Raw genomic sequence first — 15,756 nt, forward strand, 5'->3', positions numbered from 1 at the left:
TCGGTCAGAAGGGGGCGCGCGAAGCCCATGAGCGGTGTCATGAAGCGTATGGGGATGATCTTCCGCGCGAAGGCGAACAAGGCCCTTGACCGGGCCGAGGACCCGCGCGAGACCCTCGATTACTCGTACCAGAAACAGCTGGAGCTGCTGCAGAAGGTCCGCCGCGGCGTCGCCGACGTGGCGACCAGCCGCAAGCGCCTGGAACTCCAGCTGAACCAGTTGCAGTCGCAGTCGGGCAAGCTGGAGGACCAGGGCCGCAAGGCGCTCGCGCTGGGCCGTGAGGACCTGGCCCGCGAAGCGCTCTCCCGCCGGGCCGCGCTCCAGCAGCAGGTGACCGACCTGGAGACCCAGCACGCGACGCTCCAGGGCGAGGAGGAGAAGCTCACCCTCGCGGCCCAGCGGCTCCAGGCCAAGGTCGACGCCTTCCGTACGAAGAAGGAGACGATCAAGGCGACGTACACGGCGGCCCAGGCGCAGACCCGGATCGGCGAGGCCTTCTCCGGCATCTCCGAGGAGATGGGCGACGTCGGCCTGGCGATCCAGCGTGCAGAGGACAAGACGGCCCAGCTCCAGGCCCGCGCCGGCGCGATCGACGAGCTGCTCGCCTCCGGCGCCCTGGACGACCAGTCCGGCATGCACAAGGACGACATCCAAGCCGAGCTGGACCGGCTCTCCGGTGGTACGGATGTAGAGCTGGAACTGCAGCGCATGAAGGCCGAACTGGCCGGCCCGAGCAGCGGGCAGCAGGCCCTCGAAGGCGGCACGGACGGGCAGCAGTCCCAGCAGCAGCCGCAGGACACCCCGCGCTTCGACAAGCAGTAGGGGCCCACGCCTAGGAGGGCGACATGATCGTACGGATCATGGGGGAGGGCCAGGTGAGCCTGGCCGACGGCCACCTCGCCGAGCTGAACAAGCTGGACGACGAACTCCTGGCGGAGATCGAGAACGGCGACGGCCCCGGCTTCCGCCGCACCCTCCAGGCCCTCCTGACGCGGGTCCGCGACCTCGGCGACCCCCTCCCGGACGACTCGCTGGAGCCGTCGGAACTGATCCTGCCGTCTCCCGACGCGACCTTGGAGGAGGTCCGGGAGCTCCTCAGCGACGACGGCTTGATCCCGGGCTGACCCAGCTGCGGGCAGTCGTGCCTCCCCAGCGCCTCACGAGCCTGGGAGGCACCCTCAGGAGGCACGGGTGGGCGCTTGGGAGTACCCCCTGCTCGGAGAGCTCGGGGGAGGCACGGGGAGGCACCCGGACCGCCGAGTCACGCACCCACCCGGCCCCAGCCCTCACGCCGAGCACCTCATACCCCCGCACACCCACCCCGGCTACCGTGAACCCCCGTGAGCACCCTCGCGCGGGCCAGATGCCGGGCCAAAGCGCACCCCCTCGCCATGGACGCCGTCCTCGCCTTCGCCGTCCTGATCTGCATGGTCGTCGGCTCCTTCGTGGAGCCCCGGCACCGGGACAGCGTCAGCTGGGTCCTGCGCACCCCCGACGCCCTCAGCCTCGTCCTCATGGCCCTCGGCGCCGCCGCCCTGGTCTTCCGGCGCAGCGCCCCGATGACGGTCCTCGCCCTGACCGGCACGGCCTCCGTCATCGAGTCCGTCACCGGCGACCCCCGCGCGCCCGTCGCCATGTCCGCGGTCATCGCCCTGTACACCGTCGCCTCCACCACCGACCGCCCCACCACCTGGCGCGTCGGCCTGCTGACCATGACCGTGCTGACCAGCGCCGCCATGGCGGCCGGCCCGCTGCCCTGGTACGCCCAGGACAACGTCGCGATCTTCGCCTGGACCGGCATCGGCGCCACCGCCGGCGACGCCGTCCGCAGCCGCCGCGCCTTCGTCCAGGCGATCAGAGAACGTGCCGAGAAGGCGGAACGCACCCGCGAGGAGGAGGCCCGCCGACGGGTCGCCGAGGAACGCCTGCGCATCGCCCGGGACCTGCACGACGTCGTCGCCCACCACATCGCCCTGGTCAACGTGCAGGCCGGTGTCGCCGCCCATGTCATGGACAAGCGCCCCGACCAGGCCAAGGAGGCCCTCGCGCACGTCCGCGAGGCCAGCCGCTCCGCGCTCAACGAGCTGCGCGCCACCGTCGGCCTGCTCCGGCAGTCCGGCGACCCGGAGGCCCCGACCGAACCGGCTCCGGGCCTCGACCGCCTCGACGAACTCACCGGCACCTTCCGCAGCGCCGGCCTGCACATCGAGGTCGCCCGCACCGACCAGGGCACCAGCCTTCCGGCGGCGGTCGACCTGGCCGCCTACCGGATCATCCAGGAGGCCCTCACCAACGTGCAGAAGCACGCCGGGCCCCGGGCCAAGGCGGAGGTCAGCGTCGTACGCGTCGGACCGAACATCGAGATCACCGTGCTCGACGACGGCAGCGGCGAGCACGAGACACAGGACGGCGGCGGCCACGGACTGCTCGGCATGCGCGAGCGCGTCACCGCCCTGCGCGGCACCCTCACCACCGGTCCCCGCTACGGCGGCGGCTTCCGCGTCCATGCCATCCTGCCGGTCAAGAACGGCACACCGACCGGGGAGGACCCCGCATGACCATCCGTGTCCTGCTCGCCGACGACCAGGCGCTCCTGCGCAGCGCCTTTCGCGTGCTCGTCGACTCCGAGCCCGACATGGAGGTGGTCGGCGAGGCCTCCGACGGCGCGGAGGCGGTCCGGCTGACGAAGGAACAGCAGGCCGACGTCGTCCTCATGGACATCCGCATGCCCGGCACCGACGGTCTCGCCGCGACCCGCATGATCAGCGCGGACCCCGACCTCGCCGATGTCCGGGTGGTCATCCTGACGACGTTCGAGGTCGACGACTACGTCGTGCAGTCGCTGCGCGCCGGCGCCTCCGGCTTCCTCGGCAAGGGCGCCGAACCCGAGGAACTGCTGAACGCCATCCGGATCGCGGCCGGCGGCCAGGCCCTGCTCTCCCCGGCGGCCACCACCGGTCTGATCGCCCGGTTCCTCGCCACCGACGACCCGGCCGACGGCGGCAGCGACCCGTCCCGCGCCGAACGGCTCGACTCCCTCACCGTCCGGGAGCGCGAGGTGCTGGTCCAGGTCGCCGGCGGGCACTCCAACGACGAGATCGCCGAGCGCCTCGAGGTCAGCCCGCTGACGGTGAAGACGCACGTCAACCGGGCCATGGCCAAGCTGGGCGCCCGGGACCGCGCCCAGCTCGTGGTGACCGCGTACGAGTCCGGCCTCGTCAGACCAAGGGTGGAGTGAGCACGACCCGGGTGTACTGCGGCGGGAGTATGCGCCGCATAAGGATTTGGACCTGGGGGCTACGAAAGCCCGTTCCCCCATGGCTCAGGGTGTAGGGGGTGCTTGCGCTGTGAGCGCCCGCTGCCGCTTCTGCCGTTAACAGAAGAGAGACCTTCACCCATGTCCTGGCTGTCCAGGTTCAGCCTCGCGCAACGGGCCTTGATCGGGCTGATGTCGATCATCGCGCTCGTCTTCGGGGCGATCGCGATACCCCAGCTCAAGCAGCAGCTGCTGCCCACCATCGAACTGCCCGTGGTGTCCGTGCTGGCGCCCTACCAGGGCGCGTCCCCGGACGTGGTCGAGAAGCAGGTCGTCGAACCCATCGAGGACACCCTCGAAGCTGTCGACGGCATCAGCGGCGTCACCTCCACCGCCAGCGAGGGCAACGCCGTGATCATGGCGTCCTTCGACTACGGCAACGACACCAAGCAGCTGGTCGCCGACGTCCAGCAGGCCGTCAACCGGGCCCGCGTCCAGCTCCCGGACGACGTCGACCCGCAGGTCGTCGCCGGCTCCACGGACGACATCCCGACCGTCGTCCTCGCCGTCACCTCCGGCCGCGACCAGCAGGCCCTGGCCGACCAGCTCGACAAGACCGTCGTGCCGGACCTGAAGAGCATCGACGGCGTCGGCCAGGTCACCGTCGACGGTGTCCGCGACCTCCAGGTCACCGTCACGCCCGACGACGCCAAGCTCGCCAAGGCGGGTCTGACCTCGCAGTCCCTGTCCCAGACGCTCCAGGCGGGTGGCGCGACCGTCCCGGCCGGCTCCTTCGACGAGGACGGCGCCAACCGCACCGTGCAGGTCGGCGGCGGTCTCACCTCGCTGAAGCAGATCCAGGACCTGATGGTCACGGGCGAGCCCGGCGCCAAGGGCAAGCCGGTGCGCCTCGGCGACGTCGCCACGGTGAAGCAGCAGGAGGCCACGGCCGACTCCATCACCCGCACCGACGGCAAGCCCAGCCTCGCCGTCGCCGTGACGATGGACCGCGACGGCAGCGCGGTCGCCATCTCCGACGCCGTCCAGGACAAGCTGCCCGACCTGCGGGCGGACCTCGGCTCCGGCGCCACCCTCACGGTCGTCAGCGACCAGGGCCCGGCCGTCTCCAAGTCCATCAAGGGCCTGACCACCGAGGGCGCCCTCGGTCTGCTCTTCGCGGTCCTGGTGATCCTGGTCTTCCTCGCCTCGATCCGCTCGACCATCGTGACCGCGGTGTCCATCCCGCTGTCCGTGGTCCTCGCCCTGATCGTGCTGTGGACGCGCGACCTGTCGCTGAACGTCCTCACGCTGGGCGCCCTGACCATCGCCATCGGCCGGGTCGTCGACGACTCGATCGTGGTCCTGGAGAACATCAAGCGCCACCTCGGCTACGGCGAGGAGCGCCACTCGGCCATCATCACCGCCGTGCGCGAGGTCGCCGGGGCGGTGACGTCCTCGACGCTCACCACGGTCGCGGTGTTCCTGCCGATCGGCCTGGTCGGCGGCATGGTGGGCGAACTGTTCGGCTCGTTCAGCCTCACCGTCACGGCGGCGCTGCTGGCGTCCCTCCTCGTCTCCCTGACGGTCGTACCGGTGCTGTCGTACTGGTTCCTGCGGCCCCCGAAGGGCACCCCCGAGGACGCGGACGAGGCGCGCCGGATCGCGGAGGAGAAGGAGGCCAGGAGCCGCCTCCAGCGCATCTACGTCCCGGTCCTGCGCTTCGCGACCCGCCGCCGCCTGACCAGCGTGGCCATCGCCATCGTCGTCCTGGTCGGCACCTTCGGCATGGCGCCGCTGCTGAAGACGAACTTCTTCGACCAGGGCGAGCAGGAAGTCCTCACCGTCAAGCAGGAACTGAAGCCCGGCACCAGCCTGGCGGCCACCGACGCCCAGGCGAAGAAGGTCGAGCGGCTGCTCGCCCGTACCGAGGGCGTGAAGGACTACCAGGTCACGATCGGCTCGTCCGGCTTCATGGCGGCCTTCGGCGGCGGTACGGACAGCAATCAGGCCTCGTACCAGGTGATGCTGGACGACTCGGCGTCCTACGAGGACGTCCAGGACAGCATCGAGAAGGGCCTGGCCGGGCTGAAGGGCATCGGCACCACCACCGTCGCCGCCGGTGACGGCTTCGGCAGCCAGGACCTCAGCGTGGTGGTGAAGGCCGCCGACGCCGGCGTCCTGCGCACGGCCGCCGAGGAGGTCCGCAAGACGGTCGCCTCCCTCGACGACGTCACCGACGTCTCCAGCGACCTGGCGACCAGCGTGCCGCGCATCTCGGTCAGGGCCGACGACAAGGCGGCCGCGGCCGGTTTCAACGACCAGACGCTCGGCGCCGCCGTCGCCCAGGCCGTTCGCGGCACCACCGCGGCCAAGGCGGTCCTGGACGACACCGAGCGCGACGTCGTCATCCGCTCGGCGCAGCCGGCCAAGACGCTGAAGCAGCTCCAGGACCTGCGCCTCGGCCCGGTGAAGCTCGGCGACATCGCGACGGTGAAGCTGGTCGACGGCCCGGTGTCGATGACCCGCATCGACGGCCAGCGCGCGGCCACCGTCACCGCGAAGCCGACCGGCGACAACACCGGCGCGGTCAGCACCCAGCTCCAGTCGAAGATCAACGCGCTGAAGCTCCCGGACGGCGCCACGGCGTCGATCGGCGGTGTCTCCGAGGACCAGGACGAGGCGTTCGCCAACCTGGGCCTGGCGATGCTGGCGGCCATCGCGATCGTGTTCATGCTGCTGGTCGGCACCTTCCGGTCGCTGGTCCAGCCGCTGATCCTGCTCGTCTCCATCCCGTTCGCGGCCACGGGCGCGATCGGCCTGCTGATCGCCACCGGCACCCCGATGGGCGTCCCGGCCATGATCGGCATGCTGATGCTGATCGGCATCGTGGTGACGAACGCGATCGTGCTGATCGACCTGATCAACCAGTACCGCAAGCAGGGCCACGGCGTCGTCGAGGCCGTGATCGAGGGAGGTCGGCACCGTCTGCGCCCGATCCTCATGACCGCCCTGGCGACGATCTTCGCCCTGCTGCCCATGGCCCTCGGCATCACCGGCGAGGGCGGCTTCATCGCCCAGCCGCTGGCCGTGGTCGTGATCGGCGGCCTGGTCACGTCGACGCTGCTGACGCTCCTGCTGGTCCCGACGCTCTACGCCATGGTCGAACTCCGCAAGGAGCGCCGGGCGAAGAAGCGGGCGGCCAAGAAGGGCCTGCCGGCCCAGCGCACGGAGTCGGCCGAGGAGCCGGAGCCGGCGCAGGTCTGACCTCGTAGGACGACGAAGGCCCACCCGGAGTTCCGGGTGGGCCTTCGCCCTGCATGGGGGGCCGTTACGGCAGCGCCAGCATCCGCTCCAGGGCCAGCTTCGCGAAGGCCTCCGTCTCCTTGTCCACCTCGATGCGGTTGACGAGGTTGCCCTCGGCCAGGGACTCCAGGGCCCAGACCAGGTGGGGGAGGTCGATGCGGTTCATGGTCGAGCAGAAGCAGACGGTCTTGTCGAGGAAGACGATCTCCTTGCCCTCGGGCGCGAAACGGTTCGCCAGGCGGCGGACCAGGTTCAGCTCCGTGCCGATGGCCCACTTGGAGCCGGCCGGCGCGGCCTCCAGGGCCTTGATGATGTACTCCGTCGAGCCGACGTAGTCCGCCGCGGCCACGACCTCGTGCCTGCACTCGGGGTGCACCAGGACGTTCACGCCCGGGATGCGCTCGCGCACGTCGTTCACCGAGTCCAGGCTGAAGCGGCCGTGCACCGAGCAGTGGCCGCGCCACAGGATCATCTTCGCCGCGCGCAGTTCCTCGGCCGTCAGGCCGCCGTTCGGCTTGTGCGGGTTGTAGAGGACGCAGTCCTCCAGGGACATGCCCATGTCGCGCACGGCGGTGTTGCGGCCCAGGTGCTGGTCCGGCAGGAAGAGCACCTTCTCGCCCTGCTCGAAGGCCCAGTCCAGGGCCCGCTTGGCGTTCGAGGAGGTGCAGATCGTGCCGCCGTGCTTGCCCGTGAACGCCTTGATGTCGGCGGAGGAGTTCATGTACGACACGGGCACGACCTGCTCGGCTATCCCGGCATCGGTCAGCACGTCCCAGCACTCGGCGACCTGCTCGGCCGTCGCCATGTCGGCCATCGAGCAGCCGGCGGCGAGGTCGGGCAGGACGACCTTCTGGGCGTCGGAGGTCAGGATGTCCGCGGACTCCGCCATGAAGTGCACGCCGCAGAACACGATGTACTCGGCCTCCGGGCGGGCGGCCGCGTCGCGGGCCAGCTTGAACGAGTCACCTGTCACGTCGGCGAACTGGATGACCTCGTCGCGCTGGTAGTGGTGGCCGAGCACGAAGACCTTGTCCCCGAGCTTCTCCTTCGCCTTGCGGGCGCGCTCCACCAGGTCCGGGTCGGACGGCGAGGGCAGGTCGCCGGGACACTCCACGCCGCGCTCGCTCTTCGGGTCGGCCTCACGGCCGAGGAGCAGCAGGGCGAGGGGCGACGGCTGTACGTCGAGGTCCTGGGTCTGGGCGGTGGTCACGACACGCACCCTTTCTGTTTCTGCGACTTTTCGTCGAATTGACGCTTACCTATCATAACCGCTTCACGTCACTTTGACGATGGCCATAGCGTCTGTGTGACGTGAATCCCGGTGAGCCGCCGTTCATTCCCGGGAAGACCCGGAAAGAGCCGTTTTCCGGTTCCCGGTGCGTGTGCGAGCATGAAAAGGAGCCGGGATCGAGAGCCCGGCCCGGAATGAATCCGCGGCCCCGCCGGTTGCAACCGTCGGCAAGCAGTCTCCGTACAACCCGGGAGAGATGTAGATGTCCGTATCGGACGAGACCAGCACCGTCACCGACGGCATCATCCTGACCGACGCCGCCGCGTCCAAGGTCAAGGCGCTGCTCGACCAGGAAGGCCGCGAGGACCTCGCGCTGCGCGTCGCCGTCCAGCCCGGCGGCTGCTCCGGCCTGCGCTACCAGCTCTTCTTCGACGAGCGCGCCCTCGACGGCGACGTGGAGAAGGACTTCGGCGGTGTGAAGGTCGTCACCGACCGCATGAGCGCCCCGTACCTCGGCGGTGCCACGATCGACTTCGTGGACACCATCGAGAAGCAGGGCTTCACGATCGACAACCCGAACGCGACGGGCTCCTGCGCCTGCGGCGACTCCTTCAGCTGAGCCTGCCGAGCCGCCCCCGGCGGCCGCGGACACGACGAAGGCGGCGGCCCCCCCCCGACGGGGCCGCCGCCTTCGTGTCGTGTGGCCGCTCCTACCGCTCCTGAGTCGGGGGAGCCGGCAGCCGTGCGCCCTCCTTGGCCAGCGGGACCGCCTCGCCGTCCGCGTCGACGACCGCCCGGTCACCGAGCGGCTCGTCCAGCCGCACGGTCTCCTGGAACTGCTTGGCGATCATGACGCAGACCTTGTCCGGCCACGGCGTCGACGTCACGGTGACCGTCACCTCGCCGCCCTTCTCGCTCGCCTTCACGTCGTAGTCCGCGCAGACCCCGCCGGTGAAGGTCACCGTCAGCTCCGCGCCCTCGGCCCGGTAACCGTCCACCTTCACCTCACGCGGACCGGGAGCCGACGTCGGCTGGTCACTCGGCTCGCTCGGCTCGGGGGAGGCCAGGAACCTCGGCTCCACCGCCGGGTACGTCACCGTGAACGGGTCCTTCGCGCCCGGCGCCGTCACCTCGAACAGCCAGGACGGCACCAGAGCCTGCCGCCCGTCCACGACGTGCGCGGCCAGCCCGAACACCGCGTTCTCGACCGTGACCGTGTCCTGCGCGGGAGCGCCGCTCGCCGGCTGCTCGCAGGGCTGCTCCAGCCGGTCCTTCAGCGGCACGGGGCTCGCGCAGCCGCCGATGCCCATCCGGGGGTCCTTCTTCGGCTGCCCGTTCATCAGCTCCAGCGCCTTCCCGGCGCTGACCACCGGGTACGTGTCGCCCTTCACCGGCGTCTTCAGCTGGCCGCTGCCGCCGACGACCTCGCCGTCCGAGCCGACCGTGATCCCGGTCGTCCAGCCGTGCGTCGGCAGTCCGCCGACCTCGGGAGTGGCGTTCACCACCCGCTGGGCGCCCATGACCTGGCTCGCGTCGCGCTTCGCGTCGTCCTGACCCACCGCCTTCAGTACGGGCGCGGCGGCCTTCTCGGCCGCCTCCTCGCTCACCGGCGTGCCGCCGGTCTGCGGGGCGGTGCAGGTGTCGGTGCCCTTGCAGTTGTCGGTGCCCGGGGCGTACCGGCTGAACGTCCAGGACCCCGGCGCCTGCCGGTTCACCTGCAGACTCGGTCCCGACCCGTCCTGGCCCCCGATCTTCCAGGCCTCGCCCTGCGCCACCGGCGACCCGTCGACCCCGAGGGCCTTCGCCAGCCGGGCCACCTCCTGCTTCGTGACCTCGCCCCGCGCCCGGTACACCGGCGCCTCACCGGGGCCGTCGGGCAGGCTGCCGTCGACCCGGTAGGTGGCGCCGTAGGGGTTGGGCTCACCGGGTGCGATGCCGTTGCCGCCGCCCGCCGTGGACTCCGAGTAGCCGTCGAGTGCGAGCGGCGGGGGAGTGTCGTCCCCACCGGGCGCACCGGACGTCGTACCGCCGCCCGCTCCGCTGGACGCGTTGGCGGCGAGCCAGGCCCCGCCACCGCCGATCAGCAGTACGGCGGCGGCGACGGAGGCGATGATCGCGGGCGTACGGGGACGGCCACCGCCGTGACGGGCCAGGTCCTCATCGTGCCGGGGGAGGTCACCCACCGGTGACGGGGCGGCATCGGGGCGGGCTTCTTCCTCCATACCCCGCACTTCCGCTTCAGCGGCGTTCTCGCGAGCCGGCACCGGCTGGGCGCTTGTCGCCGGGTCGTACGGAGCGGCGGCCCGCTCGCCGTCGTCCTGCCGGTCCCCGGGTGCTCCCTCCCCGGTGGTCCTGGCTTCCGGAGTGCCCGGCTCGTCGTCGTCGTGCCGGTCCCCGGGTGCTCCCTCCCCGGTGGTCCTGGCTTCCGGAGTGCCCGGCTCGTCGGCTGCCGGGGCTGATGGCGCTGACGGGGCCGCCGGGTCCGCCTTGCCCTCGCTGCCCCCATCGGCACGCATGTCCTCACCGGCCGCCTCAGCCTCGGCAGGCTCGGATGCCTCAGCGGCTTCAGATGCCTCGGCGGCCTTAGACGCCTCAGCGGCTTCGATGACCTCGGAAGTCTCCTCAGAGCCAGCGGCACCCGGCGACACCTCGGCTTCGGCGGTCTCCCCGGCTTCTGCCGACGCGCCGGCCTCCGCCGAGGTCCCGGCCTCCGCCGACGTCCCGGCCTCCGCCGTACCCGGCTCCTCGACCTCCGGGGCGTCGGCGGTGGAGCCGCCCGTTTCCCTGGCGTCGTCGTCGTTGTCGGGTCGCTCGGTGTTCACCGCATCGCTCCTTCGGCTGCACAGCTGTCCCATGGGACCCGGCCCGTCACATACGGGCCCGCTGGTGGGTCGTATCCCGCCTCCCCTTTACGGGGGACAGCGATGGGACGCAGCGGGGGAGCACACGGTTCCCGCGTGTGCGCCGTTCAGTCCCCGTAGTCCTCCATGGCGTCGAGCAGCCGCGCCGACGCGGGGGGCACGGACACGCCGTGGATCAGGGCGGGGGAGACCGGCCGGGAGGCGGCCCGGTCGGGGACCGCCCAGTGCGGCGCCATCCGCGCACCGTCCCCGGCCAGCGACGCCAGATCGCCTTCGAGATCGACCGGAAGGGGTGCATGGACCTTGAGGTTCGTCATAGCGGCACCGTATGCACGGTCGAGCTCACGGAGAAAGATCTACTATCGGGTAGTTTCACTGCCTTCAGAGCTGCCCCGCCCACCCGATAGCGTGAACTGTCAAGGTCCGCCTCCCTCAGGAGAATCCACGCCGTGCGCATCGCAGTCACCGGCTCCATCGCCACCGACCACCTCATGACCTTCCCCGGCCGCTTCGCCGACCAGCTCGTAGCGGACCAGCTGCACACGGTCTCGCTGTCGTTCCTGGTCGACAAGCTCGACGTCCGCCGCGGCGGCGTCGCCGCGAACATCGCGTTCGGCATGGGGCAGCTCGGCACCCGCCCGATCCTGGTCGGCGCCGCGGGCGCGGACTTCGACGAGTACCGAGCGTGGCTGGAGCGGCACGGCGTCGACACCGACTCCGTCCGTATCTCCGACACGCTGCACACCGCGCGCTTCGTGTGCACGACCGACGCCGACCACAACCAGATCGGCTCCTTCTACACCGGCGCCATGAGCGAGGCCCGTCTCATCGAGCTGAAGACCGTCGCCGACCGCGTCGGAGGCCTCGACCTGGTCTCCATCGGCGCCGACGACCCGGAGGCCATGCTCCGCCACACCGAGGAGTGCCGCTCCCGGTCCATCCCGTTCGCCGCCGACTTCTCCCAGCAGATCGCCCGGATGGACGGCGAGGAGATCCGCATCCTGCTGGACGGGGCCACGTACCTCTTCTCCAACGAGTACGAGAAGGGCCTCATCGAGACCAAGACCGGCTGGAGCGACGAGGAGATCCTGTCCAGGGTGGGCCACCGTGTGACCACCCTCGGCGCACGCGGCGTACGCATCGAGCGGGTCGGTGACGACCCGATCGAGGTCGGCACGCCGGACGAGGAGCGCAAGGCCGACCCCACGGGCGTCGGCGACGCGTTCCGCGCGGGCTTCATGTCGGGCCTCGCCTGGGGCGTCTCCCTGGAGCGTGCCGCGCAGGTCGGCTGCATGCTCGCGACCCTCGTCATCGAGACGGTGGGGACGCAGGAGTACCAGCTGCGGCGCGGGCACTTCATGGAGCGGTTCACCAAGGCGTACGGGGACGAGGCCGCGGAAGAGGTTCGGCGGCATCTGGGCTGATCTGCCGCCCGCGGGGGTGTGGGGACTGGTCGCGCAGTCCCCGCACCCCCGGAAGAGGGGTTGGAACTGCTCACCAAGGAGTGCGCACAACGCCGGGTTAGCTCGATCGTGTGTTCGTCCGCTTGTGGGCTTGCGGTGTCCTGGGCTGATCGGGCTGATCGGGCTGACGTGATCGTGCGACCTGGGACACCGGGTACGGCGCCAGCGTGCGGGGCCCCTGCTCCACCAGAGGATGGTTCAGGGCCTCCCCGTCGCCTCCGGCCGTACCCAACCGGCCAGGTCGCAAGGGAACTGGCCTCCCGGGCCCGGACCACGCACAGGATGCGTGTCGCCACCCGGGGTCGAGTACGCCGGGGACCGGCTCGCCCAAGACCGTTCGGGGCGCGCGGCTGAACGAACTCACTCCGCTCAGTCCACAGGAACGGTCGGTCAGCTCACCCGGCGGATCACATAGGCCGTTCCCTTTTCCGCCGGCTCCTCGCCCACGTACTCCTGGTTCCTCATCTCGCACCATGCCGGGATGTCCAGGCGGGCCGCCTCGTCGTCCGACAGCACCCGGATCACGCCCCCCACGGGTACGTCACCGATGACCTTGGCGAGCTCGATGACCGGGATCGGGCAGCGCTTGCCGAGGGAGTCGACGACCAGGACGTCCTCCTCGCGGACCACTTCCGCGGCGGCCGGCGCGCCGAGCTTCTCCCGTACGGCCGCCACCGTCCGGGGCAGTACGGCCAGGAAACCCTCCACCTCCTCCTCGGCCACCCCCACCGGCAGGGAAACCCGCACATTTCCCTCACTCAGCACGCCCATCGCCCGCAGGACGTGGCTGGGCGTCAGCGTGCTGCTCGTGCAGGACGACCCGGACGAGACCGAGAAGCCCTCCCGGTCCAGCTCGTGCAGCAGCGCCTCCCCGTCGACGTAGAGACAGGAGAAGGTGACGACCCCGGGCAGCCGGCGCACCGGGTCGCCGACGACCTCGACGTCGGGCACCAGCCGCGGCACCCGGGCCCGGATCCGGTCCGTCAGCTCCCGCAGGCGCAGTGCCTCCTCGGCCGCCTCGGCCCGCACGGCCCGGAGCGACGCGGCCGCCGCCACGATCGCCGGGATGTTCTCGAAACCGGGCGCCCGCCCCGACTCCCGCTCGTCCACCGGCCCTTGCGCCGCGAACCGCACACCCTTGCGGACCACCAGCAGTCCGACCCCGGACGGCCCGCCCCATTTGTGCGCACTGGCCGTCAGCAGCGACCAGCCCCCGCCCACCGGCCCCCACCCCAGCGACTGCGCCGCGTCCACCAGCAACGGCACCCCGGCCTCCCGGCACACCTCGGCCACCGCCCCGACGGGCTGCTCGGTCCCCACCTCGTGATTGGCGGACTGGAGGCATGCCAGCGCGGTGTCCCCGCGCAGGGCGGCACGGTAGGCCGCCGGGTCCACCAGCCCGGCGCGGTCCACCGGGACCCGGGTGACGGTCCCTCCGGCCGCTTCGAGGAGCTCCGCCGAATGCAGTACGGAAGAGTGTTCGACCGCCGACACGATCAGGTGATGCCCCACCCGCCTGCGCCCGGCCAGCGCCCCCGCAACCCCCGTGTGCACGGCACGGGTTCCGGACGAGGTGAAGACCAGCTCGTCCGGCCGGCATCCCACCGCCTCGGCGGCGGCCTCCCGCGCCGCGTCCAGCAGCACCCGGGCCCGCCGCCCTTCCCTGTACAGACGGGCGGGATCCGCCCACCCCTCGTCGAGCGAGGCCTGCAGCGCCTGCCGGGCAACGGGGTGGAGAGGAGCACTGGAAGCAGCGTCGAAGTAGGGCACACCTCAACGCTAAGCGCCCCAAAGGGGCGCGGGGAACCGCGCGCTCGACCACCACCGACCCGCGGCCGCCGATTAGCGGAACTCCCGTGCTGGTGGGCGCCCGGCGTAACCCGCGGCGCGTTGGGCCCCCCTCCCCGAGAACCCCCGGAGGGCGTCGGCTAGGGTTTGGTCCGCATAAACATCCAAACCCCTGCCCGACGCAGGGCCGCGACCGACCAGCGAGAAGGCCAGGCCGCAGCCGATCCGCGCGGGCGAGACTCTCGGGAAGGCGCTACGTGAGTCCCAACGGCTCCGACCGCTCGCCGCGGCGCCCGATGCGGCGGAAGCTGCTGCAGGCACTGACCGCGGGCTTGGTCTTGGCGACAGCCACCGGTTGCTCGTACAACTGGGAAGACTTCCCCCGCCTTGGTATGCCCACCCCGACCACGGAAGAGGCTCCGCGGATCCTCTCCCTGTGGCAGGGGTCCTGGGCGGCTGCGCTCGCCGTCGGCGTGCTGGTGTGGGGTCTGATCCTGTGGAGTGCTTTCTTCCACCGGCGCAGCCGCACCAAGGTCGAAGTTCCCCCGCAGACCCGGTACAACATGCCCATCGAGGCGCTGTACACGGTGGTCCCGCTCATCATCGTCTCGGTGCTGTTCTACTTCACCGCCCGTGACGAGTCCGAGCTGCTCAGCCTCAAGAAGAAGCCCGACGTCACGGTCAACGTGGTCGGCTTCCAGTGGAGCTGGTGCTTCAACTACATCGAGCCGGTCGCCGGTTCCACCGGGGACGCCAAGACCTCCAAGGACCTGGACGCGATCCCGGACCGCTTCAAGGAGGACTTCCCGGCCAACGCCGGCGGCGCCTACGACTGCGGTACCCCCAAGACGCGGAACCCGCAGACCAACAACCCCGGCCCGACGCTCTGGCTGCCCAAGGGCAAGACGGTCCGCTTCGTGCTGACCTCTCGGGACGTCATCCACTCCTTCTGGGTGGTGCCGTTCCTGATGAAGCAGGACGTCATCCCGGGCCACACCAACGCCTTCGAGGTGACCCCCAACAAGGAGGGCACCTTCCTGGGCAAGTGCGCCGAGCTCTGCGGCGTCGACCACTCTCGGATGCTGTTCAACGTGAAGGTCGTCTCCCCCGAGCGCTACGAGCAGCACCTCAAGGACCTCGTGGACAAGCAGCAGAACGGTTACGTTCCTGCCGGCATCGCGCAGACGAGCCACGAGAAGAACCGGGAGACGAACAACCTGTGAGCATCCTCAACGAACCCCAGGGTGCCGCGGCAGCAGGGTCCCACTACCAGGACGAGCTGCCGGTCAGGCGCCAGAACCGCGGCAGTGTCGTGGTCAAGTGGCTGACGACGACGGACCACAAGACGATCGGCACGATGTACCTGATTACATCGTTCGCGTTCTTCGTCATCGGTGGTGTGATGGCGCTGCTCATGCGCGCCGAGCTGGCCCGGCCCGGTCTGCAGATCATGTCGAACGAGCAGTTCAACCAGGCGTTCACGATGCACGGCACGATCATGCTGCTGATGTTCGCGACGCCGCTGTTCGCCGGTTTCGCGAACTGGATCATGCCGCTGCAGATCGGCGCGCCGGACGTGGCGTTCCCGCGGCTGAACATGTTCGCCTACTGGCTGTACCTGTTCGGCTCGCTCATCGCGGTGGGCGGCTTCCTCACCCCGCAGGGCGCGGCCGACTTCGGCTGGTTCGCCTACAGCCCGCTCTCGGACGCGGTCCGCTCCCCGGGCATCGGCGCCGACATGTGGATCATGGGTCTGGCGTTCTCCGGCTTCGGCACGATCCTCGGCTCGGTCAACTTCATCACCACGATCATCTGCATGCGCGCCCCGGGCATGACGATGTTCCGCATGCCGAT

Annotated in this window: 13 protein-coding genes; 9 read left to right on the forward strand and 4 right to left on the reverse strand. The window is 70.6% G+C overall.

Features of this window, described 5'->3' with window-relative positions:
- The first annotated feature begins 27 nt into the window (after positions 1-27).
- The 5 genes from ACFY9S_RS04670 to ACFY9S_RS04690 all read left to right on the forward strand — a co-directional run bounded on the left by ACFY9S_RS04670 (position 28) and on the right by ACFY9S_RS04690 (position 6,520).
- Positions 28-822: a PspA/IM30 family protein gene (locus tag ACFY9S_RS04670; protein WP_102913526.1), complete on the forward strand. Its 795-nt coding sequence runs from the start codon at positions 28-30 to the stop codon at positions 820-822.
- Between the two features lie 23 nt (positions 823-845).
- On the forward strand, positions 846-1,124 hold the full coding sequence (locus tag ACFY9S_RS04675; protein WP_102913525.1) for a hypothetical protein: 279 nt from the start codon (positions 846-848) through the stop codon (positions 1,122-1,124).
- 216 nt (positions 1,125-1,340) lie between these two features.
- Complete coding sequence (locus ACFY9S_RS04680; protein ID WP_391122839.1) at positions 1,341-2,558, forward strand: histidine kinase; 1,218 nt, start codon at positions 1,341-1,343, stop codon at positions 2,556-2,558.
- Positions 2,555-3,238, forward strand: a complete 684-nt coding sequence (locus ACFY9S_RS04685; RefSeq protein ID WP_391122842.1) for a response regulator — start codon at positions 2,555-2,557, stop codon at positions 3,236-3,238. Before ACFY9S_RS04680 ends, ACFY9S_RS04685 begins: the two co-directional genes overlap by 4 nt.
- Positions 3,239-3,397: 159 nt before the next feature.
- On the forward strand, positions 3,398-6,520 hold the full coding sequence (locus ACFY9S_RS04690; RefSeq protein ID WP_391122845.1) for an efflux RND transporter permease subunit: 3,123 nt from the start codon (positions 3,398-3,400) through the stop codon (positions 6,518-6,520).
- 64 nt (positions 6,521-6,584) lie between these two features.
- Here the strand turns inward: ACFY9S_RS04690 and nadA are convergent, their stop codons facing one another.
- Complete coding sequence (gene nadA / locus ACFY9S_RS04695; protein WP_391122848.1) at positions 6,585-7,769, reverse strand: quinolinate synthase NadA; 1,185 nt, start codon at positions 7,767-7,769, stop codon at positions 6,585-6,587.
- A 283-nt stretch (positions 7,770-8,052) separates the two neighbouring features.
- Between nadA and ACFY9S_RS04700 the strand changes: the two genes are divergently transcribed.
- Positions 8,053-8,409, forward strand: coding sequence for an iron-sulfur cluster assembly accessory protein (locus ACFY9S_RS04700; protein ID WP_031109243.1), 357 nt, complete (start codon positions 8,053-8,055; stop codon positions 8,407-8,409).
- 91 nt (positions 8,410-8,500) lie between these two features.
- On the opposite strand, the gene ACFY9S_RS04705 is transcribed toward ACFY9S_RS04700, so the two are convergent.
- Complete coding sequence (locus tag ACFY9S_RS04705) at positions 8,501-10,306, reverse strand: hypothetical protein (RefSeq protein ID WP_391122972.1); 1,806 nt, start codon at positions 10,304-10,306, stop codon at positions 8,501-8,503.
- A 452-nt stretch (positions 10,307-10,758) separates the two neighbouring features.
- Positions 10,759-10,968, reverse strand: coding sequence for a hypothetical protein (locus ACFY9S_RS04710; protein ID WP_391122851.1), 210 nt, complete (start codon positions 10,966-10,968; stop codon positions 10,759-10,761).
- 132 nt (positions 10,969-11,100) lie between these two features.
- Here ACFY9S_RS04710 and ACFY9S_RS04715 point away from each other — a divergent pair, with 132 nt between their 5' ends.
- Entirely contained in the window at positions 11,101-12,075 is a 975-nt protein-coding gene (locus ACFY9S_RS04715) for a carbohydrate kinase family protein (RefSeq protein ID WP_102913977.1), read from the forward strand.
- Between the two features lie 429 nt (positions 12,076-12,504).
- Here ACFY9S_RS04715 and ACFY9S_RS04720 read toward each other — a convergent pair whose 3' ends face one another.
- A complete protein-coding gene (locus ACFY9S_RS04720; protein ID WP_391122854.1) occupies positions 12,505-13,884 on the reverse strand; it encodes an aminotransferase class V-fold PLP-dependent enzyme in 1,380 nt (459 codons plus the stop codon).
- A gap of 275 nt (positions 13,885-14,159) precedes the next feature.
- Between ACFY9S_RS04720 and coxB the strand changes: the two genes are divergently transcribed.
- Both coxB and ACFY9S_RS04730 read left to right on the forward strand, forming a co-directional pair.
- A complete protein-coding gene (gene coxB, locus ACFY9S_RS04725) occupies positions 14,160-15,125 on the forward strand; it encodes a cytochrome c oxidase subunit II (RefSeq protein WP_102914159.1) in 966 nt (321 codons plus the stop codon).
- Positions 15,122-15,756, forward strand: a 635-nt coding sequence (locus ACFY9S_RS04730; protein WP_391122858.1) for a cbb3-type cytochrome c oxidase subunit I, incomplete at its 3' end; no start/stop codon positions are given. The genes coxB and ACFY9S_RS04730, both read left to right, overlap by 4 nt.

It is taken from the genome of Streptomyces sp. NPDC012474, from assembly GCF_042955185.1.
Classification (GTDB): domain Bacteria; phylum Actinomycetota; class Actinomycetes; order Streptomycetales; family Streptomycetaceae; genus Streptomyces; species Streptomyces cahuitamycinicus.